At 68.4% G+C, this 26,052-nt stretch carries 28 protein-coding genes; 14 read left to right on the top strand and 14 right to left on the bottom strand.

The genetic code is table 11. The features are described 5' to 3' along the window. The first annotated feature begins 49 nt into the window (after nucleotides 1-49). Nucleotides 50-1,333 carry a DNA recombination protein RmuC gene (locus RS84_RS17975; RefSeq protein ID WP_200892043.1) on the top strand — a complete coding sequence of 428 codons (1,284 nt, stop codon included), beginning with the start codon at nucleotides 50-52 and terminating at the stop codon, nucleotides 1,331-1,333. A gap of 11 nt (nucleotides 1,334-1,344) precedes the next feature. Here RS84_RS17975 and RS84_RS17980 read toward each other — a convergent pair whose 3' ends face one another. Further along, nucleotides 1,345-1,632: a hypothetical protein gene (locus tag RS84_RS17980; RefSeq protein ID WP_045259076.1), complete on the bottom strand. Its 288-nt coding sequence runs from the start codon at nucleotides 1,630-1,632 to the stop codon at nucleotides 1,345-1,347. Nucleotides 1,633-1,791: 159 nt separating this feature from the next. Then, nucleotides 1,792-2,778 (bottom strand): class II fructose-bisphosphatase, encoded by a 987-nt coding sequence (gene glpX / locus RS84_RS17985; protein WP_045259077.1) that lies wholly within the window; start codon nucleotides 2,776-2,778, stop codon nucleotides 1,792-1,794. Nucleotides 2,779-2,960: 182 nt separating this feature from the next. Here glpX and fbaA point away from each other — a divergent pair, with 182 nt between their 5' ends. Together fbaA and RS84_RS17995 are read left to right on the top strand one after the other, a co-directional pair. After that, nucleotides 2,961-3,989: a class II fructose-bisphosphate aldolase gene (gene fbaA / locus RS84_RS17990; protein ID WP_045259078.1), complete on the top strand. Its 1,029-nt coding sequence runs from the start codon at nucleotides 2,961-2,963 to the stop codon at nucleotides 3,987-3,989. Nucleotides 3,990-4,124: 135 nt separating this feature from the next. Then, a complete protein-coding gene (locus RS84_RS17995; protein WP_052676434.1) occupies nucleotides 4,125-4,727 on the top strand; it encodes a DUF4822 domain-containing protein in 603 nt (200 codons plus the stop codon). Nucleotides 4,728-4,777: 50 nt separating this feature from the next. Here RS84_RS17995 and RS84_RS18000 read toward each other — a convergent pair whose 3' ends face one another. The 3 genes from RS84_RS18000 to RS84_RS18010 form a co-directional block, all read right to left on the bottom strand. Then, the gene (locus tag RS84_RS18000; RefSeq protein ID WP_045259079.1) at nucleotides 4,778-5,326 is read right to left on the bottom strand and encodes an MOSC domain-containing protein; all 549 of its coding nucleotides are present in this window, start codon (nucleotides 5,324-5,326) and stop codon (nucleotides 4,778-4,780) included. After that, nucleotides 5,323-5,844, bottom strand: a complete 522-nt coding sequence (locus RS84_RS18005; RefSeq protein WP_045259080.1) for a DUF6264 family protein — start codon at nucleotides 5,842-5,844, stop codon at nucleotides 5,323-5,325. The genes RS84_RS18000 and RS84_RS18005 overlap by 4 nt, the downstream gene beginning before the upstream one ends. Before the next feature lie 262 nt (nucleotides 5,845-6,106). Next, nucleotides 6,107-7,150 (bottom strand): 4-hydroxy-3-methylbut-2-enyl diphosphate reductase, encoded by a 1,044-nt coding sequence (locus tag RS84_RS18010; RefSeq protein WP_045259323.1) that lies wholly within the window; start codon nucleotides 7,148-7,150, stop codon nucleotides 6,107-6,109. Between the two features lie 89 nt (nucleotides 7,151-7,239). Between RS84_RS18010 and xseA the strand changes: the two genes are divergently transcribed. From xseA to RS84_RS18040, 6 genes are all read left to right on the top strand, one after another. Further along, a complete protein-coding gene (gene xseA, locus RS84_RS18015; protein WP_045259081.1) occupies nucleotides 7,240-8,532 on the top strand; it encodes an exodeoxyribonuclease VII large subunit in 1,293 nt (430 codons plus the stop codon). Between the two features lie 9 nt (nucleotides 8,533-8,541). Then, a complete protein-coding gene (locus RS84_RS18020; protein WP_045259082.1) occupies nucleotides 8,542-8,772 on the top strand; it encodes an exodeoxyribonuclease VII small subunit in 231 nt (76 codons plus the stop codon). Continuing rightward, nucleotides 8,769-9,413, top strand: a complete 645-nt coding sequence (locus RS84_RS18025; protein ID WP_045259083.1) for a DUF4245 family protein — start codon at nucleotides 8,769-8,771, stop codon at nucleotides 9,411-9,413. Before RS84_RS18020 ends, RS84_RS18025 begins: the two co-directional genes overlap by 4 nt. Then, entirely contained in the window at nucleotides 9,410-10,060 is a 651-nt protein-coding gene (locus tag RS84_RS18030; RefSeq protein WP_045259084.1) for a carbonic anhydrase, read from the top strand. The genes RS84_RS18025 and RS84_RS18030 overlap by 4 nt, the downstream gene beginning before the upstream one ends. Nucleotides 10,061-10,110: 50 nt before the next feature. Continuing rightward, nucleotides 10,111-11,577, top strand: a complete 1,467-nt coding sequence (locus tag RS84_RS18035; protein WP_082062255.1) for a class II fumarate hydratase — start codon at nucleotides 10,111-10,113, stop codon at nucleotides 11,575-11,577. A gap of 219 nt (nucleotides 11,578-11,796) precedes the next feature. Beyond that, nucleotides 11,797-12,633 (top strand): type IV toxin-antitoxin system AbiEi family antitoxin domain-containing protein, encoded by an 837-nt coding sequence (locus RS84_RS18040; RefSeq protein WP_045259085.1) that lies wholly within the window; start codon nucleotides 11,797-11,799, stop codon nucleotides 12,631-12,633. Between the two features lie 93 nt (nucleotides 12,634-12,726). On the opposite strand, the gene RS84_RS18045 is transcribed toward RS84_RS18040, so the two are convergent. The 3 genes from RS84_RS18045 to RS84_RS18055 form a co-directional block, all read right to left on the bottom strand. Continuing rightward, nucleotides 12,727-14,013, bottom strand: coding sequence for a PhoH family protein (locus RS84_RS18045; protein ID WP_235281543.1), 1,287 nt, complete (start codon nucleotides 14,011-14,013; stop codon nucleotides 12,727-12,729). Nucleotides 14,014-14,268: 255 nt separating this feature from the next. Next, the gene (locus RS84_RS18050) at nucleotides 14,269-15,399 is read right to left on the bottom strand and encodes an aminotransferase class V-fold PLP-dependent enzyme (protein ID WP_045259086.1); all 1,131 of its coding nucleotides are present in this window, start codon (nucleotides 15,397-15,399) and stop codon (nucleotides 14,269-14,271) included. Between the two features lie 91 nt (nucleotides 15,400-15,490). Then, a complete protein-coding gene (locus RS84_RS18055; protein WP_045259087.1) occupies nucleotides 15,491-16,270 on the bottom strand; it encodes an isoprenyl transferase in 780 nt (259 codons plus the stop codon). A gap of 96 nt (nucleotides 16,271-16,366) precedes the next feature. Between RS84_RS18055 and trhA the strand changes: the two genes are divergently transcribed. Further along, on the top strand, nucleotides 16,367-17,101 hold the full coding sequence (trhA, locus tag RS84_RS18060) for a PAQR family membrane homeostasis protein TrhA (protein WP_414738825.1): 735 nt from the start codon (nucleotides 16,367-16,369) through the stop codon (nucleotides 17,099-17,101). Between the two features lie 8 nt (nucleotides 17,102-17,109). Here the strand turns inward: trhA and RS84_RS18065 are convergent, their stop codons facing one another. Next, complete coding sequence (locus RS84_RS18065; protein WP_045259088.1) at nucleotides 17,110-17,394, bottom strand: hypothetical protein; 285 nt, start codon at nucleotides 17,392-17,394, stop codon at nucleotides 17,110-17,112. Nucleotides 17,395-17,462: 68 nt separating this feature from the next. Here RS84_RS18065 and RS84_RS18070 point away from each other — a divergent pair, with 68 nt between their 5' ends. Further along, nucleotides 17,463-17,849 carry a DUF4307 domain-containing protein gene (locus RS84_RS18070; RefSeq protein WP_045259089.1) on the top strand — a complete coding sequence of 129 codons (387 nt, stop codon included), beginning with the start codon at nucleotides 17,463-17,465 and terminating at the stop codon, nucleotides 17,847-17,849. A gap of 97 nt (nucleotides 17,850-17,946) precedes the next feature. Further along, nucleotides 17,947-18,435, top strand: a complete 489-nt coding sequence (gene greA, locus RS84_RS18075) for a transcription elongation factor GreA (RefSeq protein WP_045259090.1) — start codon at nucleotides 17,947-17,949, stop codon at nucleotides 18,433-18,435. Between the two features lie 64 nt (nucleotides 18,436-18,499). On the opposite strand, the gene ilvA is transcribed toward greA, so the two are convergent. Together ilvA and RS84_RS18085 are read right to left on the bottom strand one after the other, a co-directional pair. Then, nucleotides 18,500-19,729, bottom strand: a complete 1,230-nt coding sequence (gene ilvA / locus RS84_RS18080; protein WP_045259091.1) for a threonine ammonia-lyase — start codon at nucleotides 19,727-19,729, stop codon at nucleotides 18,500-18,502. Continuing rightward, on the bottom strand, nucleotides 19,726-20,922 hold the full coding sequence (locus RS84_RS18085; protein ID WP_045259092.1) for an AI-2E family transporter: 1,197 nt from the start codon (nucleotides 20,920-20,922) through the stop codon (nucleotides 19,726-19,728). The genes ilvA and RS84_RS18085 overlap by 4 nt, the downstream gene beginning before the upstream one ends. Before the next feature lie 91 nt (nucleotides 20,923-21,013). On the opposite strand from RS84_RS18085, the gene RS84_RS18090 reads away from it, so the two are divergent. Continuing rightward, nucleotides 21,014-22,276: a winged helix-turn-helix domain-containing protein gene (locus RS84_RS18090; protein ID WP_045259327.1), complete on the top strand. Its 1,263-nt coding sequence runs from the start codon at nucleotides 21,014-21,016 to the stop codon at nucleotides 22,274-22,276. Then, nucleotides 22,273-22,749, top strand: coding sequence for a hypothetical protein (locus tag RS84_RS18095; RefSeq protein ID WP_045259093.1), 477 nt, complete (start codon nucleotides 22,273-22,275; stop codon nucleotides 22,747-22,749). Before RS84_RS18090 ends, RS84_RS18095 begins: the two co-directional genes overlap by 4 nt. A 110-nt stretch (nucleotides 22,750-22,859) precedes the next feature. Here RS84_RS18095 and RS84_RS18100 read toward each other — a convergent pair whose 3' ends face one another. The 3 genes from RS84_RS18100 to RS84_RS18110 all read right to left on the bottom strand — a co-directional run bounded on the left by RS84_RS18100 (nucleotide 22,860) and on the right by RS84_RS18110 (nucleotide 26,052). Continuing rightward, nucleotides 22,860-23,426 carry a LemA family protein gene (locus RS84_RS18100; RefSeq protein WP_045259094.1) on the bottom strand — a complete coding sequence of 189 codons (567 nt, stop codon included), beginning with the start codon at nucleotides 23,424-23,426 and terminating at the stop codon, nucleotides 22,860-22,862. An 80-nt stretch (nucleotides 23,427-23,506) separates the two neighbouring features. After that, the gene (locus RS84_RS18105) at nucleotides 23,507-24,820 is read right to left on the bottom strand and encodes a D-arabinono-1,4-lactone oxidase (RefSeq protein ID WP_045259095.1); all 1,314 of its coding nucleotides are present in this window, start codon (nucleotides 24,818-24,820) and stop codon (nucleotides 23,507-23,509) included. After that, complete coding sequence (locus RS84_RS18110) at nucleotides 24,817-26,052, bottom strand: alanine racemase (RefSeq protein ID WP_045259096.1); 1,236 nt, start codon at nucleotides 26,050-26,052, stop codon at nucleotides 24,817-24,819. The genes RS84_RS18105 and RS84_RS18110 overlap by 4 nt, the downstream gene beginning before the upstream one ends.

The following is a 26,052-nucleotide window of genomic DNA, read 5'->3' on the forward strand; positions in this document are numbered from 1 at the left end:
GGATCGCAGGTACGACGCGATGTCGGATGCTGCGGGCATCATGATCGACATGGATGCTCTCACCGCGGTTCTTGTTCTCATCGCCCTCGCCGCAGGCGCGGCGGTCGGGTGGTTCCTGCGCGCATCCCGGGGCGCCGCCGATCTGGCGCGCGCCGAGGCGGAACTCACGGCAGTGCGCGACGACCGCGACAGGCAGTACGACCTGTACCGCGATGCGGTGGAGCATTCCCGTGAGGAGCAGAGGGCCGAGGCGCTGCGGGTGCAGCAGCAGAACGCCGTGCTCACCGCCCTCGCGCCCGTGCGCGAGAGTCTGCAGCAGATGCAGAACAAGGTGGCGGCGATCGAGCAGGAGCGCCAGGCGCAGTTCGGCTCGCTGGCCGAGCAGCTGCGACGCGCACAGGAGTCCGACGAGGCGCTGCGCGCCACGACCGAGTCCCTCGCCGGAGCTCTGAAGTCGACGGCCACGCGCGGCGTCTGGGGCGAGACTCAGCTGAGGCGCGTGGTCGAGGCCGCGGGACTGACCCGCCACGTCGACTTCGATCTGCAGTCGACGATCTCCTCCGATCGCGGTGTCGGCCGCCCCGACATGGTCATCCGACTCGCCGGTGGAGCATCGATCCCCGTCGACGCCAAGGTCCCGCTCGACGCCTATCTGGAGGCCTCCGCGCTGCCCGGCGGCGACGCCCACGAAAGCCAGCGACGCGTGCACATGCAGAGGCACGTGAAGGCCGTGCGCGCGCACATCGACGCTCTCAGCAAGAAGGCGTACTGGTCGGGCCTCGACGCGAGCCCCGAGTTCGTGATCTGCTTCCTGCCCAGCGAGTCGCTGCTCGCCGCCGCGATCGACGAAGACCCCACGCTGCTCGATTACGCCTTCAGTCGCCGCGTCGCGCTCGCGTCGCCTGTCAACCTCTGGGCCGTGCTCAAGACGGTCGCCTACACCTGGACGCAACAGGAGGTGTCGACCGAGGCGAAGGCTCTGCTCGATCTCGGCACCCAGCTGTACGACCGTCTCGGAGTGCTCGCCGGACATGCAGACGATCTGCGCAAGGCTCTCGAGCGCACCGTCGACAGTTACAACCGCTTCGCCGGCTCGCTGGAAAGCCGCGTGCTTGTCACTGCGCGCCAGTTCCCGGGCATCGATTCCTCGGCGCTCGACGCCGCGCCGCGGGTGATCGACGCGAGCGCGCGTCGCTTCACCGCAGCCGAGCTCGTCGGCGAGACGTCGACGGATGCGGAGGCTCTCGAGATGCGATATCCGCACTCGGAAGAATCCGCAGAACCTGTGCGCGCCGAGATCGGCGAGATCCGGAACCGGATCGACGACGTGTGAGCCGAAGGGTGTCAGGCGACGCCGGGCACTCCCGAGAGCAGCAGGATCACCAGTCCGCTCGTCGCGAGGAACGCGCCGATCATCCACCAGGCGCTCAGCTCGTGACCCTCATCGCGGCGCTTGCGGAAGAGGACATCGGCCCGGCGGGCTGGATCGATCGTGTGCACGGCAGCGGCCGGCACGGCAGGCCGCGTCGCTGCGTCGACAGCGTCGGCGCTGACCCGGAGGATGCGACCGGTGCTGGTCGTCACGATCTTGGTGTCTGCGGCCTTGGGGCCGTTCGTGTGCTGCGTCGTCATCTGCTCGCCTCCTGTGCCTGCGGTGCCGTGCGGCCCATCGGCGGTGAGAAACCCAGTGACAATTGTGACACGGTGCGCTGCCGACGTCCGTGAGCGCGCTCGCGGGCGCGATTCCGTCTCGGTAACGATGTGGGACGGCGGTTCAGCCGCGCAGACTGCTCAGAGCCACTTCGACACGAGGTGCTCCGAGGCGATGCGACGCAGGGTCCCTGAGGCGCCGCGCAGCACGACGCTCTCGGTGTAGATGTACCCGGCCTCGCGCCGCACGCCGGCGACCAGCTGTCCATCGGTGACGCCCGTGGCCACGAAGATCGTGTTGTCGCCCTTGACGAGGTCGTCGGCCTCGTAGACCTTGTCCATGTCGAGGCCCGCATCGATGCCGCGCTGCCGCTCATCGTCGTCGCGCGGCCAGAGGCGGCCTTGGATGTGGCCGCCGAGGGCCTTGATCGCACAGGCGGTCACGATGCCCTCGGGGCTTCCGCCGACGCCGACGCACATGTCGGTGCGCGCCCCGTGACGCGCGGCGTTGATGCCGCCGGCGACGTCGCCGTCGCTCATCAGGCGGGTGCCGGCTCCAGCATCCCGGATCTCCTGGATGAGCTGTTCATGACGCGGCCGATTCAGCACCGACACGACGATCTCGTCGACGGGCTTGCCCAGTGCCGCGGAGAGACGGCGGATGTTCTCGCCGATGGGAAGACGGATGTCGACGACGCCGACCCCCGCGGGGCCGGTGACGAGCTTGTCCATGTAGAAGACGCTCGACGCGTCGAGCATGGTGCCACGATCTGACACCGCGATGACCGACAGAGCGTTCTGGCGACCCGCCGCAGTGAGAGAGGTGCCATCGATGGGATCCACAGCGATGTCGCAGAGCGGACCTGTCCCGGTTCCGACGACCTCGCCGTTGAACAGCATGGGCGCGTTGTCCTTTTCACCCTCGCCGATCACGACGCGCCCCTGGAACGCGACCGTTCCGAGGAATGCCCGCATGGCGTCGACCGCGGCCCCGTCGGCCGCCTCCTTCGCGCCTCGTCCGATGAAGGGGACGGCGCGGATCGCGGCCGCCTCGGTCGCGCGGACCAGCTCCATCGCGAGGTTGCGGTCGGGACGAAGAGGGCTCAGATCACCAGTCAGACTCACCATGCCGCAACAGTATCCATTTCCCCGGTCCAGAACCCGGGTTTTCACATCGAAGAGAGCGAAGGAATCGCGATTCTTAACAGGGCGGCAGGTGGGCGGGCTGCGTGGCGTCACCCCGACGGCATCCGTCCGCCCGCCCGGCTAGAGTGACATCTGTCCCGGCTTCACCTATCGCAGGAGTTCTCATGCCCGTCGCCACCCCGGATCAGTACGCCGAAATGCTCGACCGCGCGAAGGCCGGCGGCTTCGCGTACCCCGCATTCAACGTCTCCAGCTCGCAGACCATCAACGCCGTCCTTCAGGGCCTGACCGAGGCGGGCTCGGACGGCATCATCCAGGTGACCACAGGCGGTGCCGACTACTTCGCAGGCCACACGGTGAAGGCTCGCGCCACCGGCGCCCTCGCCTTCGCCCGGTACGCCACCGAGGTCGCGAAGAACTACCCGGTCACCGTCGCCCTGCACACCGACCACTGCCCCAAGGACGCACTCGCGGGCTTCGTCGAGCCGCTGATCGCCGCTTCGGAAGAAGAGGTCAAGGCCGGCCGCAACCCGATCTTCCAGTCGCACATGTGGGACGGCTCGGCGGTCCCGCTGGCCGAGAACATCGAGATCGCCAAGGATCTCCTCCCCCGCATCAAGGCCATCAACGCGATCCTCGAGGTCGAGATCGGCGTCGTCGGCGGCGAGGAGGACGGTGTGCAGCACGAGGGCTCCAACGAAGCTCTCTACACGACTTTCGCCGACGTCGACCAGGCCGTCCAGGCCCTCGGGCTCGGCGAGCAGGGCCGCTACATCGCTGCCCTCACCTTCGGCAACGTGCACGGCGTCTACAAGCCGGGCGGCGTGAAGCTGCGCCCCGAGCTCCTCGGCGAGATCCAGGCCCAGGTCGCGGCGAAGTACAACACCGCAGCGAACCCGCTCGATCTCGTCTTCCACGGCGGCTCCGGGTCCACCGATGCGGAGATCGCCACCGCCGTCGCGAACGGCGTCATCAAAATGAACATCGACACCGACACCCAGTACGCGTTCACCCGCGCGATCGCGGACTACATGTTCAAGAACTACGACGGCGTCCTGAAGGTCGACGGCGAGGTCGGCAACAAGAAGCTGTACGACCCGCGCGCCTGGGGCAAGATCGCCGAATCGGCGATGGCCGCACGCGTGGTCGAGTCGACTCGCCAGCTCGGCTCGTACGGCCAGTCGAAGAGCTGACCGCATCACCCTGAGGAATGCCCCGGCCGCACGGCCGGGGCATTCTCGCGTCTGCAGGCGGATCGGCCACTCGGAGCCCGAGTGATAGCCGATCGGATGATGCGGCACCGGAGCCCCATTCGTAGCGTTGAAGGCATGAACATCACCTCGCTGATCACCCGCCGTACCGCTGTCGCCGCCTCGACCGTCGTGCTCGCCGCCCTGGCGATCGCCCCGACGACGGCCGCCGCCGCGGCACCCGCCACTCCGGCATCCGCCTCCTGGTCGCGCACCGTGCAGACGCCGTCCGACGTCCTCGCGTCCACCCCGTGGAAGACGACAAGCGCCGTCGACCAGAACGGCGACCGCATCGCACTCGACGACCCGGCTGTCAGCAACTTCGTCGGCTGGGCCTATTTCAAGGCCGATGGCACGTTCACGATGTACAACCTCGACGACAGCCCGAAAATGCACGGCGACTGGTCGGTCACCCCTGACGGCTCGAGCCGGTGGATCGCAGCGAAGAACGACGCCGGGCAGGTCCTGTTCCAGCGCGTGGTCCCGATCGTCCAGCTCGACAAGAACGTCTTCACCTACCGGGTGTACCCGAACCCGGCCGACACCACAGTGTTCTACGACATCGTGCACACGAAGACCAACCACGTCGAGCCCGGCACGGACGGTCGCGGCCCCAGCGCGCACGGCGACGGAGCCCACGGCCACGGCGACTACCACTTCAACAGCGGCAACAGCCACTGACGGCCGGCACCCGCTGAGGGCGGCTCCCCTCGGGAGCCGCCCTCAGCGGGTCAGGGGCCCCGGTAGATGTCGAGGATCGTGGGAGCGCCCTCAGGCCGGTGGAGCACGACGATCTCGTCGCCTGCCTGCACCTTTCCGTTCTTGACGACCCTCAGGTACGGCCCCAGGCGCCGAGCCTGGGAGAAGCGCTTCACCCAGCCTCTTTCCGCCTCGCCGCCCACACGCCGCGCGAATGTCTGACAGGGCGTCCGCGGCATCGTGACCTCGACGATCACGTGCGCCCCGATCTGCCACTGCTCCCCGATCCGGGCGGCGTTCACGTCGAGGCCCTCGACGCGCAGGTTCTCACCGAACCAGCCCGGCGGCAGCTGCCGCTCCAGCTCCGCCGCCCAGTACTCGGCATCCTCCTGCGAATACGCGTACAGCGCCTTCTCGAGACCGCCGTGGTGCTTGCGGTCAGCCTGCACATCCGCGTACACCCCGTAGGGTCCGATCTTCACGGGCCCAACGACTGCGCGCTTGTCGATCGCGGTGATGCCGACGGTTCCTTCGTCCGGCAGCAGCTGATGCACGGCACAGACCGCGACGACCCGGCTCACGAGCCGGCCTTGACGATGTAGTTCGCGAACGCCGGATCGCCCATCATCGCGATCATGACGCAGATCGCCGCGAGGAACGACGTCACGACCGCTCCCACGATCGGGAGCCACCAGGTGATCCGGCCGCGACGCAGCCTGCGTCCGGACAGCACTGCGGTCACGGTCCAGCCGATCACGAGCACGACGGCGGCGGCGGTTCCCCACGCCCGGCCCGCCGCATACTCGGTGAACTCGCCGTCGATGCCGAGGATCTTCATGACCTCGGTGAGCACAGTGGGCAGGTCGAGATAGGAGATCCCCGTCATCACGACGTTCACGAGCCCGTAGGCGAGGAGCGCGATCGTCGCGAAGCGATCAGCGGGGTGGGGCCGGGCGGATGCCGGTGCAGAAGACGCCTTGCCGGCCTCCGGAAGCTCGGCTGCCACGGGCGCCGCCTCGCTCAGAGGAGGGAGTCCCGCAGCTCTTCGCTGCTCCTCCGGAGTCGCGATTTCGCCGTACTGGGGCCGTTGATCACTCATCCCGCCATGCTAACGGCCCGCTGTCGGAGCCCTTCACAGCCGACCCCGAACATGATGGCGGCCCCGGCGAAGTGGGGACTTCTTCGGGGCCGCGGACTCGGAGCACTGGGGACGCTCGTCATCCAAGTCGGTTGCGGAACGCTGGGGACGATCCACCACCCGTAACGTCGATGTTCTGACCGCTACAACTCTGATCATAGGAAAGCGCATGCCAAAACGCTAGATGCAGTTCTTTTCGATCAGGAGCGTGGGACCGCAGAGATCAGACCGCTGAACCGGAGACGCGGCCGCCGAGCGCTCGCGCGTCGCGCTGACCCGCCGCGTCCTGACGCAGCTCCTTGGGCAGGGAGAACATGAGATCCTCCTCCGCTGTGCGCACCTCTTCGACGTCGTGATACCCGGCACCGTCGAGCGCTTCGAGCACTTCGCGCACGAGAACCTCCGGAACGGATGCTCCGCTCGTCACGCCGACCGTCTCGACTCCGTCGAGCCACTCCTGCTTCACCTCTTCGGCGTAGTCGACCCGGTAGGCGGCCTTGGCGCCGTGCTCGAGGGCGACCTCGACGAGGCGCACGCTGTTCGACGAGTTCGACGAGCCCACCACGATCACGAGATCCGCGGCAGCGGCGACCTTCTTGATCGCCACCTGGCGATTCTGCGTGGCGTAGCAGATGTCGTCGGACGGCGGGTTGTGCAGCTCGGGGAAGCGCGTGCGCAGCCGGTTCACCGTCTCCATGGTCTCGTCGACCGAGAGCGTGGTCTGGGAGAGCCAGACGACCTTCGACGGGTCCTTCACCTGCACGGTGTCGGCCTCGGCCGGCGAGTTCACGATGGTGACGTGCTCGGGCGCTTCACCGGCGGTGCCCTCGACCTCCTCGTGCCCTTCGTGACCGATCAGCAGGATCTCGAAGTCGTCGCGGGCGAAGCGGACGGCCTCGCGATGCACCTTGGTCACCAGCGGGCAGGTTGCGTCGATCGCATGCAGGCCGCGGTCGGATGCGGCGTTCACGACGGCCGGAGACACGCCGTGCGCGCTGAAGACGACGTGAGCCCCCTCCGGCACCTCGTCGACCTCCTCGACGAAGATCGCGCCCTTGGCCTCGAGTTCGGTGACGACGTGGATGTTGTGCACGATCTGCTTGCGGACGTACACGGGGGCGCCGTACCGCTCGAGGGCCTTCTCGACGGCGACCACGGCGCGGTCCACGCCGGCGCAGTAACCACGGGGAGCGGCGAGCAGAACTCTCTTGTGTCCGTCGACCGGGTTATCCTGAAGCCGCCCGGCAGCCGCGCGCACTCGTGGGATACGCGGGACAGGCAGATGCACGGCAGTCGAAGTCACTTGAGAATTCTACCGCCGCCAAGCTGTGCAGAGCCGGGTAGAGACGAGAGCACATGACGGTCTTCGAAGTCGCGACGGGCCCCGGCGAGACGCCCCCGGCCGATGCGGTCGCGCCCCGTGATTCCACGGCGGATGCGCCGACGTCGGTCGCGCGCCTGAATGCCACCATCCGCGACTTCGTCGCCCGGTGGAACACGGTGTGGGTCGAGGGAGAGATCACCTCGTGGAATCTCCGCGCCGGCAACGTGTTCGCCCGTCTCAAGGACACGCGCTCCGACGCCCAGATCTCGATCCGCATCTGGTCGAGCGTTCGCGCACGGATCCCGAGTGACCTCGGCGTCGGCGACCACGTCGTGGCCGCAGTCAAATCGGACTACTTCGTCAAGAGCGGCGATTTCAGCTTCGCGGTGTCGGCGATGAAGCACGTCGGCCTCGGCGACCAGCTGGAGCGGCTCGAGAAGCTGCGCGCGCAGCTGCGCCATGAGGGCCTGTTCGATCCGGCGCGCAAGAAGCGTCTCCCCTTCCTCCCCCATATGATCGGCCTGATCACAGGCGAGCGATCGGATGCTGAGAAGGACGTGCACCGCAACGCCGAGCTGCGCTGGCCGCAGGTGCGCTTCCGCACCGAGTACGCCGCGGTGCAGGGCGAGCGCTGCGTGCCCGAGACCCTGGCTGCGCTCGCCCGTCTCGACGCCGATCCCGAGGTCGACGTGATCGTCATCGCCCGCGGGGGCGGCGACCCGCAGACGCTCCTCGGGTTCAGCGACGAGCGTCTCGTGCGGGCCGTGGCGGCGGCATCCACCCCTGTCGTCAGCGCGATCGGACACGAGAACGACCATCCACTGCTCGACGACGTCGCCGATCTCCGCGCGTCGACGCCGACCGATGCCGCCAAGCGCGTCGTGCCCGATGTCGGCGAGCAGCGAGCACTCATCGCGCAGCTGCGCTCGAGGGCGACGACGCGACTGACTCATCGTGTCGGCCATGACATCGCGCAGCTCGAGCAGCTGCGCTCGCGTCCGGCTCTGCGCTCCCCCGACCCGATCATCGAGAACCGGGCCCAGGAGCTGTGGCTCTTGCTGTCGCGCGGCCGCGACACCGTCGCCAGGCAGCTGGATTCGGCCGGGCGCAAGACCACCGAGCTGCGCGCATCGCTGCGGGCGCTCTCGCCCGCAGCGACCCTCGCACGGGGCTACGCGATCGCGCATCTCGAGGGCGGTGTGATCCTGCGTGACGCGGCCGATGCACCTGCGGGCACCGCTCTCACGATCACGGTCGATCGCGGCTCGGTCGCCGCGGTCTCCGACGGGGAGGTCTCGGAGGGCGGGCCGACCGCGACGACGTAGGATGGAGGGGTGAGCGCCCAGAACGACACCCCCGTTGAGACCCTGTCGTTCGAAGCCGCTCGTGACGAGCTCGTCCGGGTCGTGTCCGAGCTCGAGCAGGGCGCACCGACCCTCGAGCAGTCCCTGGCACTCTGGGAGCGGGGCGAAGCGCTCGCCGCCCGGTGCGAGGAATGGCTGCTCGGCGCGAAGCGCCGCCTCGACGCCGCCCGCTCCGCCGCATCCGACGAGGACGAATCGTGAACAAGCCCGCGCCCATCGTCGCCGAGCTGGGGAGGCCGGAGACCCCTGAGGAGACGGCCGCGCGCAAGGCCGAATCCAGCCGTGCCTACCGCGCCAGCCAGAACGTCCGCAGTCTCGTGGCGGCGCTCATCGTCACTCTCGCAGTCGTCGCGGTCATCGTCTTCGCCGTACCGCGAGGCGAACCGGCATCCGCCCCTCACGTCGATCTGCCCGGCATCGCCGCCGACGTCGAATCGACCATGGACCGCCCCGTGATCGTGCCCGAGCTCGGCACGTTCTGGCGGGTGAACAAGGCCGAGCTGACGAGCGGTTCGACGGTCGTATGGGATGTCACCCTCGCCCCCAAGGACGAGGACGAGCGCGGATTCATCAAGTTCGCGCAGGCGTTCGACGCCGACTCGTCCTGGGCGCCGCAGCGCCTGAACGGCGCCGCGCCGACCGACTCCGTCACGATCGACGGCCGCGAGTGGGATGTGTACGAGCCCGGCGATGCCGGCGCGAAGCAGAACGTCACCTACGCGATCGGCAGTCAGGCCGGTTCCGACTACGTGCTCCTCTACGGCTCGCGCTCAGCGGATTCGACCGCCGAGCTCGCCGCTTCCCTCACATCGCAGATCGACTCGCTCTCGGAGGCAGAATGACCCGGACGCTCACCCCCGCCGCGGCATGGCAGCAGATGCAGGAGGGGAATCAGCGCTTCGTCGCCGACGCCCCGGCACACCCGAACCAGGACGTCGCTCGCCGCAAGGATCTCGCTTCCGCGCAGAACCCGGTGGCGACGCTCTTCGGTTGCTCCGACTCGCGTCTCGCGGCGGAGATCATCTTCGACCTGGGGCTGGGCGATCTCTTCGTCGTGCGAAACGCCGGACAGGTCATCGGCGAGTCGATCGTCGCGAGCCTGGAGTACGCGGTCGCGGTGCTCGAGGTGCCGCTGATCGTCGTACTGGCGCATGACTCCTGCGGTGCGGTCCGTGCCGCGATCGACGGCACGGCGATCGATGCCGCCCCTCTCCCCCCGCACATCTGGAAGCTCATCGCGCCGATCGTGCCGGCTGCCCGGAAGGTTCTGGTCGAGAGCGGCGGCACCACGGTCGCCGACATCGACTCCGAGCTCGTCGGCCAGGAGCACCTGCGCAACACCGTGCGCGATCTTCTGCAGTCGTCCGAGCTGATCAGCAACGCCGTCGCCGAGGGGCGACTGGGCATCGTCGGCGCGAACTACCGCCTGTCCGAGGGCACCGCCGTTCCCGTCATCACGGTCGGCCTCGACACCACAGACCCCCGATAGCACCACACACACATCCAGGGGAACGCCCCCGAAACCAAGGAGGGTTCGGAATGACCGACACACACCAGCGCAGCGGCGAAGTCACCCAGGAGCGCAGCGGCGAAGTCACCCAGGAGCGCAGCGGCGACGACCCGCAGTACCGCATCGAGCACGACACCATGGGCGAGGTCCGGGTGCCCGTGAACGCGCTCTACGGTGCGCAGACGCAGCGCGCAGTGGAGAACTTCCCGATCTCCGGCAAGGGGCTGGAGTCGACGCAGATCGCCGCCCTTGCGCGCATCAAGAAGGCCGCGGCCCTCGCGAACAAGGAGCTGGGCACGCTCGACGGCACCATCGCCGACGCGATCGCGCAGGCGGCCGACCAGGTCGCGTCCGGAGCGCACGACGGCGAGTTCCCCGTCGACACCTACCAGACCGGTTCAGGCACGTCGTCGAACATGAACATGAACGAGGTGCTCGCGACGCTCGCGTCCCGCATCCTCGGCTCGACCGTGCACCCGAACGACCACGTGAACGCCTCGCAGTCGTCGAACGACGTCTTCCCGACTTCGGTGCACATCGCCGTGACCCAGGCGCTCATCGACACGCTGATCCCGGCGCTCGACCACCTCGCGGTGGCGCTCGAGGCGAAGGCCGAGCTGTGGAAGGATGCCGTCAAGTCCGGCCGCACCCACCTCATGGACGCCACGCCCGTCACCCTGGGCCAGGAGTTCGGCGGCTACGCACGCCAGATCCGCCTCGGCATCGAGCGCGTGCAGTCCGCACTCCCCCGCGTCGCCGAGGTTCCGCTGGGCGGAACCGCAGTCGGCACCGGCATCAACACGCCGCTCGGCTTCCCGCAGAAGGTCATCGCGCTGCTCGCCGCCGAGACCGAGCTGCCCATCACCGAGGCGAAGGATCACTTCGAGGCTCAGGCGAACCGCGACGGCCTCGTCGAGGCATCCGGAGCTCTCCGCACGATCGCCGTCTCGCTCACGAAGATCAACAACGACCTGCGCTGGATGGGCTCCGGCCCCAACACCGGCCTCGGTGAGCTGCACATCCCCGACCTGCAGCCCGGCTCCTCGATCATGCCCGGAAAGGTCAACCCGGTCGTCCCGGAGGCCGTGCTGATGGTCTGCGCCCGTGTGATCGGCAACGACGCGACCGTGGCGTGGGCCGGAGCATCCGGTGCCTTCGAGCTGAACGTCGCGATTCCCGTGATGGGCACCGCCCTGCTCGAATCGATCCGTCTGCTCTCCAACGCCTCGCGCGTGCTCGCGGACAAGACGATCGACGGCCTGCAGGCGAACCTCGACCGCGCCGCCGCCTTCGCCGGCATGAGCCCGTCGATCGTCACGCCGCTGAACAAGCTCATCGGCTACGAGGCCGCTGCGAAGATCGCGAAGCACTCGGTCGCCAAGGGCATCACGGTGCGCGACGCGGTGATCGACCTCGGCTACGTCGAGCGCGGCGAGCTGACGCTCGAGCAGCTCGACGAGAAGCTCGACCTGCTGTCGATGACGCACGCCGGCTGACGCCAGGCTCGCGGGGTAATCCCGCGTCGGCGTTCCACTTTGGGGGCCGACACGCCAGATCGGTGGACGAGAACGCGTTTTCCGTCCGACACCTGGTGTGCCGGCCCTCGTTTGTGTCGTCCTGCACATCGGCGCGCAGCAGACGGGTTGTTCACCGTTCCCGTCGGATCCGGGGAACGGTGAATGCCCGCGCACGGCTCACACCGCACGATGAGGTCTATGCTCGATCCTCGAACGGTCCTCGTGTCCCTCGGCAGCGTCGCTCGCGGCACAACGTTGCAGGCCCACGGCATAAGCCGGCCGCGGCTGTCGCGAGCCGTTCGCGAAGGCGAAGTGGAGAGGCTTCGGCCCGGAGTGTTCGGCACGACGACCCTGCACGCCGAGGTCCGCGCCGCCGCGCAGCACGGCGGGGCGCTCACCTGCTCCGTGGCGCTCCGGAAGCACGGCATCTGGGTGATGGACGACGATCTCCGGCCGCATGTCTGGGTGGGGCGTCGCGGTCGCCGTTTCGCGCATCGCGGATGCCGGTGCACGAGTCACTACTTCCGCGGCGAGGTGCCGCTCGGCGTCGTCGACGTGGAGACGGTACTCATCCACCTGCACCATTGCGAAGGCGACGAGTCGTTCTTCGTCTCGCTGGAGTCGGCGATGAACATGCGCAAGGTGAGTCGCGCAGGCCTTCAACGGATACGGCGAGCGCTGCCGGCATCCGCTCGCTGGCTCGTCGATCTCGCGCGCACCGATGCGCAGAGCGGGCTGGAGTCGCTTCTGCGACTGAGATTGCACATCATCGGCATCGTGCTGGCCACGCAGGTGCACATCCCCGACGTCGGTCGCGTCGACTTCGTCGTCGGAGACCGCCTGATCATCGAGGTCGACGGAAAGGAGAACCACGCGGGCGGAGACAGGCGCCATGCAGATATGGTCAGGGACGCCGCGGCATCCCGACTCGGGTACGAGACCCTCCGATTCACCTACGCCCAGATCGTTCATGATTGGCCAGCGGTGCAGGCCGCGATTCTGGGCGCGATGCTCCGCCTCCGAGACCACGGCTGACCGCAGTCCCGGGGGCCGACACGCCAGATCGGTGGATGACAACACATTTTCCGTCCGACATCTGGCGTGTCGGCCGCCAGGGGCGACCCCGGCTCAGCTGAGTTCAGACCCCTCCAGCAGCTCGGTCACGAGCGCCGCGATCGCCGAGCGCTCCGAGCGCATCAGCGTGACGTGGGCGAACAGGTCGTGGCCCTTCAGCGTCTCGATGACCGAGGCGATGCCGTCGTGTCGGCCGACACGCAGGTTGTCGCGCTGTCCCACGTCGTGAGTGAGGATCACCCGCGAGTTCTGCCCCATGCGGCTGAGCACCGTGAGCAGCACGTTGCGTTCCAGCGACTGCGCCTCGTCCACGATCACGAAGGCGTCGTGGAGTGAGCGACCGCGAATGTGCGTCAGCGGCAGCACTTCGAGGATGCCCCGCTCGACGACCTCTTCCATGACGTTGCCCGAGACCACCGAGCCGAGGGTGTCGAACACCGCCTGTCCCCACGGGCCCATCTTCTCGTCGCGGTCGCCGGGGAGGTATCCGAGATCCTGGCCGCCGACCGCGAACAGCGGCCGGAACACGATGATCTTCTTCTGCTGCTGCCGTTCGAGCACCGACTCGAGCCCTGCGCACAGCGCCAGAGCCGACTTGCCGGTTCCCGCCCGTCCGCCCAGCGACACGATCCCGACCTCGGGGTCGAGCAGCAGGTCGATCGCGATGCGCTGCTCGGCCGAGCGCCCGTGCATTCCGAAGACCTCGCGGTCGCCTCGTACGAGCTTGTACTCGCCGTCGCCGGTCACGCGCCCGAGGGCGGATCCTCGCTCCGAGTGGATGATGAGACCCGTGTTCACCGGCAGCCCGCGAGCATCCTCGCTGAGTCCGACCTCGCTCTCGTACAGATCGCTGATCTCGTCGCCGGAGAGGTCGAGGGTGGTGATGCCTGTCCACCCCGAGTCGACGGCCTGTTCGGCGAGGTACTCCTCGGCGCGGAGTCCGAGCGACGCGGCCTTCACGCGCATCGGCAGATCCTTCGAGACGATCGTCACGTCCTGCCCGTCCTGGGCGAGGTGCATGGCCACAGAGAGGATCCGGCTGTCGTTGTCGCTGAGGCGGATGCCGGCGGGGAGCACCGAGACGTCGGTATTGGCGAGCTCGACCCTCAGGGTGCCGCCCTCACCGACCTCGACCGGGAAGTCCAGGCGCCCGTGCTCGATGCGCAGATCGTCGAGATGCCGGAGGGCCTGACGAGCGAAGTAGCCGATCTCCGGGTCGTTGCGCTTTCCCTCGAGCTCGCTGATCACGACGACGGGAAGCACGACGGAATGCTCGGCGAATCGGAAGAACGCCTGCGGATCGCTCAGCAGCACCGACGTGTCGAGCACGTAGGTGCGCAGGTCCTGATCGGGACGTGCGGATGCTGCCTGGCGAGGCGTCTTGCGGGTGGACTGCTGCTGCGCGGTGCTGGTGCTCTGCTGCGCTGTACGTGAGGTCACGACCACTCCCGACCCGGGGATTCCCGGCTATTCGAACGAGTCGACCAGGGGGTCACGAGTCGCTTACCTGAGGCCGACTCGATCGGGCGCCATGCCCGATGCCTAGAAGCTACGACCACTCACGTGCTTAACGGCGCCTCGACACGCCGCCGATCATTACGCGCTGATGAACGTCTCGTTGCCGAACGCCGCGAGAGTCTCGTCGAGCAGCTGCAGCGTCGCAGCATCCGTCCCTGCGTGCGGCGCGATCCGCACGGCCGCACCGCGGGCGGTGACGACGAGTCCGGCGTTCGCGAGCGCCGCCGCGAGGCGCGCAGGCTCCTCCGGCGCGAGCGAGACGATGCCCGCTCGCCACTCGTGCTCGCGCGGCGAGGTCACCGCGATGCGGTGCCTGTCAGCGATCTCCAGCACCGCGTCGACCTGCTCGGCCAGACGTGCCTCGATCGCGTCGACCCCGACGTCGCGCACGTCGCGCGCACCGATCGCGAGTCGGGCAGCAGCGAGCGTATCGGGTCCGCTGACGGTGAAGGCCTGGGCGGATGCTGCGGGGCCGGGCAGTGCGTCTGACGGAAGGCCTTCGGCCGCCGTGCCCGTGATGCCGCTGAGAACCGGGGCTATGCGCTCGCGAGCCGATGCCGAGAAGCTCGCGAAACCCGTGCCCCTGCCTGCTCGCAGCCATTTGTAACCGTGCCCGACCACGACGTCGGCTGCGGCGTAGTCGGCCTCGACGATCCCGAACGACTGCACGGCGTCGACGATGAGCAGCCGGTCGGGCCCGATCAGCTCGCGCAGCGCCGCGATGTCGACGCGATAGCCGGTGCGGAAGTCGACGTGGCTGACTGCGACCGCGGTGACGTCGTCGTCCAGCGCCTCGGCGACGGCATCCGTCGTCACCCTGCCATCGGCCGGAGCGATCCACCGAGCAGACAGCGCGCCGTGGGAGACCTGAGCGGCACGTTCGAGAGTGAGGCTCACGCTCGGGAACTCGGCGGTCGACGCCACGACGACTCCGGTCAGACCGTACAGTGCGTGCATGAGCCCGTGAGTCGCGGATGCCTGCAGGGTGACCTCCTCGGCGTCCGCGCCGAGTATCTCGGCGATGAGCCGCTTCGCCTCCCCGATCCGCTCCCCCACGAGCGCGAGGGAGGAGGGCCGGCCGCTCCCGAGCAGATCGGCGTCGGCGAAGACCTCTTCGCGCACGGACGGCGACAGCGGGCCGAAGGCGGCCCAGTTGAGATATCCGGATTCGTTGTCGAAGGTCGCCAGGTAGTCGTCGAGAGTGCTCACCGCGTCATTCTGGCACTTCGACAAGCTCAGTGACCCACGGATGGGACTCTGTGACCGACCGATGGAGGCTCAGTCGCCGACGAACGCAGAGTCAGCGGCCGAAGCGCCGGTCGCGGTCGGCGAAATCGCGGATCGCGCGAAGGAAGTCGACCTGGCGAAGGTCTGGCCCCAGGGCCTCGACGAAGTAGAACTCGCTGTGCGCGCTCTGCCAGAGCAGGAAGTCGCTGAGCCGCTGCTCGCCGCTGGTGCGGATCACGAGATCGGGATCCGGCTGCCCTCCGGTGTAGAGGTGCTCGCCGATCATCTCCGGCGTGAGGTGCGCCGCGAGATCCTCCATCGTGCCGCCGGAAGCCTCGTGCTTGGTGATGATGCTGCGCACGGCGTCGACGATCTCGTTGCGACCGCCGTAGCCGACCGCGAGGTTGACGTGCAGGCCGGTGTGATCGCGGGTGCGCTCCTCAGCATCCGCCAGCACCTTCGCGAGCTCGGCTGGAAGGATGTCGCTGCGCCCGACGTGCTTGACGCGCCAGTTGCCCTCGCGCGAGAGGGCATCGGCGAGCTCCGCGATGATCTCGATGAGATCGGCGAGCTCCGAAGAGTCGCGCTTTCGCAGATTGTCGCTCGAGAGCAGGTACAGCGACACCACGCGGATGCCGAGCTCGTCGCACCAGCCGAGGAACTCCCGCATCTTCGCGGCTCCCGCACGATGCCCCTCCGCCGGGGTCGTGTAACCGAGCTGACGGGCCCACCGGCGATTGCCGTCGATCATCATCGCGACATGGTGCGGCATGGTGGCTGGATCGAGGTGCCGACGCAGGCGGCTGCTGTAGAGCCGATACAGCGGTCCCCGCCCCTGGCTCTCCCGTGTCATCACCTCCCTACGCTACCGCGCCGGTGGCCCGGCATCCGGTGTGCTTGCTGAGGATATGTACGGCCGGAGGAATGCCGCCGCGTTTAGAGTGAGCACGTGAGCACACCCGAGAACTCGGCACCCGACCTGCCCCAGCTCCCGCTCCTCGACGCGGCCTCGAAAGACGCGACGATCGAGATCAAGCCGACCTGGCGAGGGTGGATCCACGCGGGCACGTTCCCGATCGCGATCGTGGCGGGAATCGTGCTCATCTCGTTGACAGTCGGCACGCCCGGCAAGTGGGCTTCTGCGGTGTTCATGGCCACCTCGATGCTTCTTTTCGGCAACTCGGCGCTGTACCACCGCTTCAACTGGCGCCCGACGGTCAAGATGATCCTGAAGCGCATCGATCACGCCAACATCCTGCTGCTGATCGCGGGCACCTACACGCCGCTCGCGGTTCTCGCCCTCCCCCCGCAGAAGGGCCTGCTGCTGCTGATCCTGGTGTGGAGCGGGGCGCTGCTCGGCATCCTGTTCCGCGTGTTCTGGATCAACGCGCCCCGCTGGCTGTACGTGGCGCTCTACCTGCTGCTGGGCTGGGCTGCCGTGATGTACATGGTCGACCTGATGAACGCGAACTTCGCGATGATGGTGCTCGTGATCGTCGGCGGCCTGCTGTACACGGGGGGCGCGATCATCTACGCGCTGAAGAAGCCCAACCCGTGGCCAGGCCACTTCGGCTTCCACGAGATCTTCCACGTGTGCACCGTGCTGGCATTCCTGTGCCACTGGGCCGCGTGCCTGCTCATCGCGATGGCTCCGCTGAGCCCCTCGCTCGGGGTGCCTGCCTGAGCCCGACGCTACTTCGTGATGGGGTCGTCGTCGTTCTCGTCGACGATCGGCAGATCCGCGTCGGTCTCCGTCGCGTGCTCCGCCTCGAGGGCCGCCTGCTCGGCATCCAGCTCGTCGCGAACCTCTTCGCGGTACCGTACCCGGCGGATGCGGCGGTTCATGTCGAGGATCAGCAGGACCACGGCCACGAGGATGACGACAACCGCCGCGAAGCCGACGAACCCCGGGGTGACCAGCTCCGGCGCCACGGTCATCGTGGGCGTCGGCATCGGGGATTCGGTCAGAGCGCGCATGTGTCGGCCTTTCATATGCAGGTCGCATAACCTGTAGAGACAAGCCTAACGACCGGAAGACCCCACCCGTGACGACCGCACAAGAGCTCGACGAACGCTATGGCCGCACCCGCAGCAGGCGGCGGCCGTGGATCATCGCGATCGTCATCGCACTCCTGGGCGTCGGAGCCTTCGCCTGGATGACGGCGGCTCGCGAGATGCAGTCGGTCGATGCCGACGACCTCGGTTTCGACCTCGTGGATTCGCACAGCGTCACGGTGCGCTTCCAGCTCACCGGAGTGCAGGGCAAGAACGTCGCATGCGTCGTCGAAGCACTCGATGAGGAGTTCGGCGTCGTCGGCTGGAAGGTCGTCGAGATCGCCGCCGGCGAAGACCATTCCCAGGCCGTCTCGGCCACTGTGCCCACGGTCGCAGAGGCGACGACAGGTTTGGTGAACACCTGCTGGGTCGCCTAGACTCGTGGCAGACAGACGACGCCCTGGCACCGTGCCGGGGCGTCTTGGCATATCCCCCGGAGGCTCCGGGCGGGATACCGAACGAAGGAGCTTCGTCATGTCCACCGATGCTCAGGTTCCCTTCCTCACGCAGGAAGCGTATGACCGGCTCGTCGCTGAGCTGGAGCACCTGTCCACCACCGGCCGCGAAGAGATCGCCAAGCGCATCGAGGCCGCCCGTGAAGAGGGCGACCTCAAGGAGAACGGCGGCTATCACGCCGCGAAGGACGAGCAGGGCAAGCAGGAGGCGCGCATCCGCACCCTCGAGAACCTGCTGAAGACCGCCAAGGTCGGCGAGGCTCCGCCGAGCCGGGGCATCGTCGAGCCCGGCACCGTGGTCACCGCGATCGTCGCAGGCGGCGAGGAGGTCTTCCTGCTCGGCAGTCGCGAGATCGCCGTGGGCAGCGACCTCGACGTGTACAGCGAGGCCAGCCCGCTGGGCCAGGCCATCCTCGGCCTGAAGGTCGGCGAGAAGTCGTCGTACGAGGCGCCGAACGGACGCTCCATCGCGGTCGAGATCGTGAACGTCGAGACCTACACCGGCTGATCCGCTCGCCGCACGAGAACGGCGGCCGCACCCTGCACGGGTGCGGCCGCCGTTCTCGTTCCCGTCAGTCGGGGACGACGATCGGCTCGAAGCCGGCGCGACGCAGGGTGTCGAGCGTGCGCTCGGAGTGCTCCGAGCCGCGGGTCTCGACGCTGAGCTCGAGGAACACCTCGCTGATCTGCAGTCCGTGGCCGTGCCGGGTGTGCATCGCCTCGATCACATTGGCGCCGGCCTCCGCGATCAGTTCGGATACCCGCGCGAGCTGACCGGGCCGGTCAGGCAGCGGGATGCGGATGGTCAGGTAGCGACCCGATGCCGCCAGCCCGTGCGACACCACACGCTGCAGCAGCAGCGGATCGATGTTCCCGCCCGTGAGCACGGCCATCGTCGTACCGGTGGGCTTCACCTTGCCCGCGAGGATCGCGGCGACCCCGGCGGCGCCCGCAGGCTCCGCCACGACCTTGGCCTGCTCGAGCAGGATCAGGATCGCGCGAGCCAGGTCGTCATCGGTGACGGTGACCACCTCGTCGACGAGATCTCTGATGATCTCGAACGGGAGCGCCCCGGGGCGGGCGACGAGGATGCCGTCGGCGATGGTCGGACGGGTCTCGATGTCTACCGGGTGGCCGGCCTCGAGAGAGGGCGGCACGGCGGCCGCGTTCTCGGCCTGCACACCGATGATCCGGATGCTGCGCCCGAGCTCCGCGGCACGCGCCTTGACCGCCGCCGCTACACCCGCGATGAGGCCGCCGCCGCCGATGCCGAGGAGGATCGTGTCGACCTCGGGTGCGTCCTCGAGAAGCTCGAGTCCCAGCGTGCCCTGCCCGATGATGACATCGCGGTGGTCGAAGGGATGGATCAGCACGGCTCCGGTGCGCTCGGAGAACTCGGCGGCGAGCCGCAGCGAGGTGGCGACGGTCTCCCCCTCGAGCACGACCTCGGCACCGTACCCGCGAGTGGCGAGGAGCTTGGGCACGGGAACCCCGAGAGGCATGAAGATCGTCGCGGGGATGCCGAGAGCCTGCGCCGCGAGCGCGACGCCCTGGGCATGGTTCCCCGCGGATGCCGCCACCACGCCGCGTGCGCGCTCCTCGGCGCTGAGCCGGGAGAGCCGGTACGCGGCGCCGCGGATCTTGAACGAGCCGGTGCGCTGCAGGTTCTCCATCTTCAGCAGGACGGGCGCACCCAGAATGTCGGACAGCGCACGCGACGGGAGAGTCGGCGTGTGCGTGATCACCTCAGCCAGGCTCTGCGCGGCATTCGCGAACTCGGTCAGGCTGGGGACTGCACTCATGGATTGCTCCTTCTCCGCTCGCGCGGCACTGTACTCCAGATGAGGTCTGCGTGGGGCTGGTCACCCGTGCGCCAGGATCCGCTGCTGACCGTGACGGCGGCGACGTTCACGAACGCCGCGAGGGGAACGGCGAAGAGCGCCCCCGGGATGCCGCCGATCATCGAGCCTCCGGCAACCACGAGCACCACCGCGAGCGGATGGACCTTGACTGCCGAGCCCATGAGGATCGGCTGGAGGATGTGCCCCTCCAGCTGCTGGACGAGGAGCACGACTCCGAGCATCGCGAGGGCGATCCAGGGGCCGTTGTAGACGAGGGCGAGCAGCACGGCGAGAGCGCCCGTCACGACGGCGCCGACGATGGGCACGAAGGAGCCGAGGAACACGAGCACGGCGACAGGGATGGCGAGCGGTACGCCGAGGAGAGCGGCGCCTAGGCCGATGCCTACCGCATCGATCGCGGCGACGAGCAACTGGGTCCGCGCATAGTTCACGATGGTCGCCCAGCCGTTGCGGGCCGCAGCATCGGCCGCAGGGCGAGCCCCGCGCGGGAACAGGCGGAGCGTCCACTTCCAGATGCCGCCGCCGTCGGCGAGCAGGCAGATGAGGATGAACAGGGCGAGGACCGCCCCCGTGACGACGTGCGCCGCCGTGGTGCCGACGCTGAGGGCGCCGTTGAGAAGGAGATCGGCCTGATCGTTGAAGAATCCGCGGGCCTGGCCGAGGTAGCCGTCGATCTCCTTCTGGGTGAGGTTCAGTGGTGCGCCCATCAGGAACTGCTGAAGGTCGTCCACCGCCTGCCCGCTGCGTTCCTTCACCTCATCGAGCTGCTGCTGGATCTGCCAGACGACCAGCGTGATCAGAGCGGCGACGATGGCGAGCGTGCCTCCGATCGAGATCGCGACCGCGGCCCACCGCGGGAACCTCTTGCGCAGCATCCACTCGAAGGCCGGCCAGAGCAGGGCTGTGATCAGGATGCCGACCATGAGCGGGATGACCAGCAGCTTCAACTGGATGACGATCCAGATGAAGCCGGCGATGACGGCGGCGATCAGGAGCACGCGCCAGGCGTAGGCGGCGGTGACGCGCAGCCCGATCGGGACGACCTCGTCGGCCTCGGTCGTGACGGTGCGATCTGTGCTGATCGGGCGCGGGCGGAAGAGATCCAGGAACCGCGGACGCTGCTCTTCGCTCATCTGACAATCCTACGGGGATCGCGAAGACGCAGTGATCGCGGACACCGCAGCTGACGGATGCCATGTCCGAGCCCGGCGATACGCTGACGAGGTGACAGACACGCTCAGCCCCGCGCAGGCGCGCCGCATAGCGCTGGCCGCTCAGGGCTTCACGCGATCGCGCCCGGCATCCGTCAACGCCCGGCACCTCCACACCGCCATGGGCCGTCTCGGGGTGCTGCAGATCGACTCGGTCAATGTCTTCGCGCGGTCGCACTACATGCCGTTCTTCTCCCGGCTCGGCGCCTATGCACCCGAGCTCCTCGATCGGGTCTTCCTGGCGAAGACGACGCACTACGTCGAGTATCTGGCGCATGAAGCGACATTCATGCCGATCGAGGACTGGCCCCTGTGGCGTTTCCGCAGGGAGTACTTCCGTGCACGGCTCGCGAAGGCGGGGTCATGGGGAGCGAGCAACGAGCGCACCCTCTCCTGGGTGCGCGACGAGCTGCGGGCGCGCGGTCCGCTGCGCCCCGCCGACATCCGCGCAGACGCGCCGCGCGAACGCGGCACCTGGTGGGACTGGGACGAGGTGAAGCTCGCGCTCGAGCACATGTGGCGCACCGGCGACGTCGCCATCAGCGGGCGCAAGGGCTTCGAACGCAGCTACGCGCTCGCCGAGCATGTCGTTCCGGCCCACATCCTGCAGCAGGACATCGCTATCCCTGACGCGATCCGAGAGCTGATCCGCCGGGCCGCGCGCTCTCACGGCGTGGCGACCGCATCCGACCTCGCCGACTACTATCGCATCCGCGATCGTGCCGCTGTCGCGACCGCGATCGGAGAATTGACGGAGGCCGGAGAGCTGCTGCCCATCCAGGTCAGGGGCTGGGAACGACAGGGGCGCCCACTGCCCGCGTGGCGGCATGCGGATGCGGTGCTCCCCCGCCGAGTCGAGGCCGCCGCACTGCTGACGCCGTTCGACCCCGTCGTCTGGTTCCGTGACCGGGCGCTGCGCGCGTTCGACCTCGACTACCGCATCGAGATCTACGTACCCGCGGAGAAGCGCCGATTCGGCTACTACTCGCTGCCGGTGCTCGTGGGCGATCGGATCGTCGCGCGCGTCGATCTCAAGGCCGATCGCGCCGCATCGACGCTCCAGGTGCAGTCCGCCTGGTGGGAGCCGCAGGCCCGCCCGCGCGATGACGCCGACGCGATCGCCGGCGAGCTCGTGCTCGCCGCCGCCTGGCAGGATCTCGAGCACGTGTCGGTGTCTGGATGGGGCACCGCCGCCGACGCCCTCCACGACGCGCTGCGCGGGCGAGCAGCCACCGAAGTGCGGCGCCATGTGCACGCCCGCGAGGTCACGTCATGAGGCGACGCAGCGGCTGGATCATCGGCGGCACGGTCGCTGCTGTGGTCGTGGCGGGCGGTGCCACCGCGCTGGTCTGGCAGAGTTCGACGATCCCGGCCCCGTCGAGCCCCGCTCCCGCGCCGGTCGCGACCACGCCGGCTCCGGCAGCCGAGCGCGCACAGGAGAAGCTCGACGCGCTCCTTACCACGTGCGCCGAGAGCACCGCGCTCGCGCCTCCGGAGCACTGCGGCATCGTGATCCCCTGGGGCACAGAGTTCGCCGGCGTGACCGGCATCCGCTATCGAGTCGAGACGCTTCCGGTGCTGACGCTCGACGGAGACTCGTTCACGGCGACGGGCGGAGTCCTCGTCGCCACCGTCAGCGGCACCGGGCAGGACGGGGCGACGCGAACCGAGACCTATCGCACCGAGAACTGGGCCGTGCGCGGTGACATCGCGATCACCGACGACGAGGTAGACATCGACATCTGGTGACGCCGGGTCAGCGCGGTGCTCGCGGGAACGCTGCGATCATCGCCGGCAGCACTCGGCATCCGCTCACATGACGAAGGCCCGGTGCGAGCACCGGGCCTTCGTCATAAGCATCAGAACTGCACGCGCGGCGGTTCGGAGATCGCGCCGCTGTCGGCGACCTCGAAGAACTCGCGCTCGGTGAACCCGAGCCCCTTCGCGAACATGTTGTTCGGGAAGACCTTGATCTTGGTGTTCAGTTCGCGCACCCCGCCGTTGTAGAACCTGCGGGCGGCCTGGATCTTGTCTTCGGTGTCGACCAGAGCCGACTGCACCTGGAGGAAGTTCTGGCTCGCCTGCAGCTGCGGATACGCCTCGGCGACGGCGAAGAGGCTCCGCAGCGCCTGCTGCAGATGGCCCTCGGCGATGCCGGCCGCGCCGGGGCTTCCGGCCGAGAGCGTCTCGGCGCGCGCGCGGGTCACGTTCTCGAACACGGCCTTCTCATGCGACGCATAGCCTTTGACGGTCTCGATGAGGTTCGGGATGAGATCGGCGCGCCTCTTCAGCTGCACCGTGATGCCGCTCCATGCCTCGTCGACTCGGACCTTGAGCTGCACGAGCGAGTTGTAGGTCGCCCAGAGATAGATTCCGATGAGCAGAACCAGACCGACGATGATCAGTACCGGCACGAGCCATTCCATCAGAGGCCCACCCTTCCTCGTGTTTCTCTCATCCTATCGACGCAGCCTGCGCGTCGACTGGGTACGCCGCGCGGACGATCTCACGTCCCCAGGATGCGATCGAGGTGGCGATTGGCGAACCGGCGCTCGGGATCGAGTCGATCACGCAGCGCCGTGAAGTCGTCGAAAAGCGGGTACTTCTCGCGCAGCTGCTCGGCGGTGAGCGTATGCAGCTTCCCCCAGTGAGGACGACCTCCGTGTTCGAGCATGATCTGCTCCACGGCTCCGAAGTACTCGGTCGGGTCGTTGCGCCAGTACCGATGCACGGCGATGTATCCGGTGGCCCGCCCGTAGGCGGTCGACAGCCAGCGGTCGTCCTCGCGCGCGAACCTCACCTCGATCGGGAACTCGACGCGCCACCCGCGCTGCGCGATCAGCGACTGCACAGCGCGGAACGCGGGCACCACGTTCTCGACCGGCAGCGCGTACTCCATCTCTCGGAAGCGCACGGTACGGCTCTGCGTGAGAACACGATGCGACAGGTCGGTGTAACGGCGGTCACCGGTGAGCTTGACCGCGAGACGACTGAAGGGCGGAGTGATCGCGGGTGCGGCTCGACCGGCCGCGCAGACGACGCGGTAGACGCCGTTCGAGAGCAGGGTCTCGTCGATCCACTTGCCGACGGCGGGCAGGGGTTCGCGCTTCGCGGATTCGGGCAGACGCGACTGCGTCTTGGTGAGTGCGACATCGGTGTGCGGGAACCAGTAGAACTCGAAGTGATCGGATGCCGCGACCCGCTCGTCGAGCGTCGCGAGCACGTCTGCCAGCGGCGCAGGCTCGTCGATCGCTCGCATCACGAACGCCGGCACGCATTGGAGCGTGACCTCGACGATGATTCCGAGGGCGCCGAGGCCGAGGGCTGCGGCGGGAAGCAGCTCGGGATCGCGCTCCTCGTCGATGCGCAGAAACTCGCCGGCCGCCGTGATCATCGTGATGCCGACGACCTGCGTCGCCAGGCCGCCGAAGCGGGCTCCGGTGCCGTGCGTGCCGGTCGAGATCGCTCCCGAGATGGACTGCCGGTCGATGTCGCCGAGATTCTCCATCGCGAGTCCGTAGGGCGCGAGAAGCGCCGGGATCCGATGAAGCCGCGTGCCGGCGAGCAGGCTCACCCGTCCGGTGGCGGCGTCGGCGGACACCAGGCCCTGCAGGTCGTCGAGCTCCAGAAGCACGCCGGGTGCGACCGCGATCCCGGTGAAGCTGTGCCCTGCCCCGACCGCCTTGACGGTCAGCCCCTGAGCAGCGGCCGCCTGCACCGCCCGCTGCACTCCTTCAGGTGTACGCGGGCGTTCCACGCGCAGCGGCGTCGCGGACGCCGATCGTCCCCAGTTCTGCCAGGTGCCGCCGATTCTCGTCACAGGAACGCCTTCCCCTCGCCGCGGTACGTCGGCAGTTCGTCAATGACCTCGTCTGCGGAGACGAGGTGGTAGCTGTTGACCCGCTCAGCCGGCTCACCGCTCTTGGTGTGGCGGAACCACACGCGGTCGCCCACGCCCAGGGCGACCGCCGCCGGCCCCTGCAGCGGCGTCTGCACCTCGCCCGCGGCCTCGCGCGGCAGGGTGCGCAGCCCCTGCGGCCACACAGGGAGAGGCTGTCGGGACGCGACCGGAGGGCCTGAGGCGATCCATCCGCCCCCCAGCACGGTCGCGATGTCGCGGGCCGGCCGTCGCACCACATCGAACGCGAACGCGGCAGCCGGTGCGGGACGGAACGAGCGGTACCCGTCGAACAGATGCCCGCCGAGGAGACCGCTGCCTGCGCTCGCCTCCGTGAGCGACTCGTCGCTGCCCGTGAACTCCAGCGAGCCGGTGCCGCCTCCGTTGATGAACTCGAGCGGCGCGACCTCTGTCACGGCGGTGACGACGGCTGCGCGACGCTCGCGCAGCTCGGCGCGAGAGCGAGCCTGCACAGCGCGGATGAGCGGAGCGTCAGGACCCGCGTTGTCGCCCTGACCGGCGATCTGCGCGTCGTACATCTGCACGCCGACCAGGCGGAACCCCGGCCGAGAGACGACCTGCCGCGCGAAAGCGGCGACCTCTCCCGGCGTGAAGAGACCGGATCGGCGCACGCCGATGTGGCCGAGCACCGGTGAACGCAGCGAGGCGTCGACGTCGATCGCGACCCTGAGCTCCGGTCGGCTTCCCGCAGATGCGACGCTGTCGATCAGATCGAGATGCGCCGGGTCATCGACCATGAGGGTGATGCGCCGGGCGGCCCGCTCGTCGGCGAAGAGCCGCTCCAGGCCGGAACGATCCACGGTCGGATAACCGAGCACGATGTCGTCGTGCGTCTTGGCGAGCCAAAGAGCCTCCGCCAGGGTGAAGGCCAGGATTCCCTGGAATCCCGGCAGCGCGAGCACGGCATCCAGCACGGCGCGCACCCGCACGGATTTCGATGCCACGCGGATCGGGAGCCCGCCGGCGCGCACCAGCAGATCCATCGCGTTGTGCCGCAGCGCTTCGCGATCGATCACGGCGACCGGGGCGGGCAGATGGCCGGTCGCGGCAGACAGACGCGGCCAGTAGAGGGCCGGGTCCTCCCACTCGGGCGCTACCGGAGCGGGGCTCAGTTCTTCGGTGAGGTCGAGCAC

The sequence above is a fragment of the Microbacterium hydrocarbonoxydans genome, assembly GCF_000956475.1.
Classification (GTDB): Bacteria; Actinomycetota; Actinomycetes; order Actinomycetales; family Microbacteriaceae; genus Microbacterium; species Microbacterium hydrocarbonoxydans_A.

Bases quoted from the DNA above. Each gene is read 5' to 3' on its own strand.
- ilvA (WP_045259091.1), bottom strand. From the start codon at position 19,729: ATGAGTGCAGTCCCCAGCCTGACCGAGTTCGCGAATGCCGCGCAGAGC.
- RS84_RS17995 (WP_052676434.1), top strand. From the start codon at position 4,125: ATGAACATCACCTCGCTGATCACCCGCCGTACCGCTGTCGCCGCCTCG.
- RS84_RS18035 (WP_082062255.1), top strand. From the start codon at position 10,111: ATGACCGACACACACCAGCGCAGCGGCGAAGTCACCCAGGAGCGCAGC.
- RS84_RS17975 (WP_200892043.1), top strand. From the start codon at position 50: ATGGATGCTCTCACCGCGGTTCTTGTTCTCATCGCCCTCGCCGCAGGC.
- xseA (WP_045259081.1), top strand. From the start codon at position 7,240: ATGACGGTCTTCGAAGTCGCGACGGGCCCCGGCGAGACGCCCCCGGCC.
- RS84_RS18040 (WP_045259085.1), top strand. From the start codon at position 11,797: ATGCTCGATCCTCGAACGGTCCTCGTGTCCCTCGGCAGCGTCGCTCGC.
- greA (WP_045259090.1), top strand. From the start codon at position 17,947: ATGTCCACCGATGCTCAGGTTCCCTTCCTCACGCAGGAAGCGTATGAC.
- fbaA (WP_045259078.1), top strand. From the start codon at position 2,961: ATGCCCGTCGCCACCCCGGATCAGTACGCCGAAATGCTCGACCGCGCG.
- glpX (WP_045259077.1), bottom strand. From the start codon at position 2,778: ATGGTGAGTCTGACTGGTGATCTGAGCCCTCTTCGTCCCGACCGCAAC.
- RS84_RS18065 (WP_045259088.1), bottom strand. From the start codon at position 17,394: ATGCGCGCTCTGACCGAATCCCCGATGCCGACGCCCACGATGACCGTG.
- RS84_RS18085 (WP_045259092.1), bottom strand. From the start codon at position 20,922: ATGAGCGAAGAGCAGCGTCCGCGGTTCCTGGATCTCTTCCGCCCGCGC.
- RS84_RS18005 (WP_045259080.1), bottom strand. From the start codon at position 5,844: ATGAGTGATCAACGGCCCCAGTACGGCGAAATCGCGACTCCGGAGGAG.
- RS84_RS18100 (WP_045259094.1), bottom strand. From the start codon at position 23,426: ATGGAATGGCTCGTGCCGGTACTGATCATCGTCGGTCTGGTTCTGCTC.
- RS84_RS18055 (WP_045259087.1), bottom strand. From the start codon at position 16,270: ATGACACGGGAGAGCCAGGGGCGGGGACCGCTGTATCGGCTCTACAGC.
- RS84_RS18095 (WP_045259093.1), top strand. From the start codon at position 22,273: ATGAGGCGACGCAGCGGCTGGATCATCGGCGGCACGGTCGCTGCTGTG.
- RS84_RS17980 (WP_045259076.1), bottom strand. From the start codon at position 1,632: ATGACGACGCAGCACACGAACGGCCCCAAGGCCGCAGACACCAAGATC.
- RS84_RS18030 (WP_045259084.1), top strand. From the start codon at position 9,410: ATGACCCGGACGCTCACCCCCGCCGCGGCATGGCAGCAGATGCAGGAG.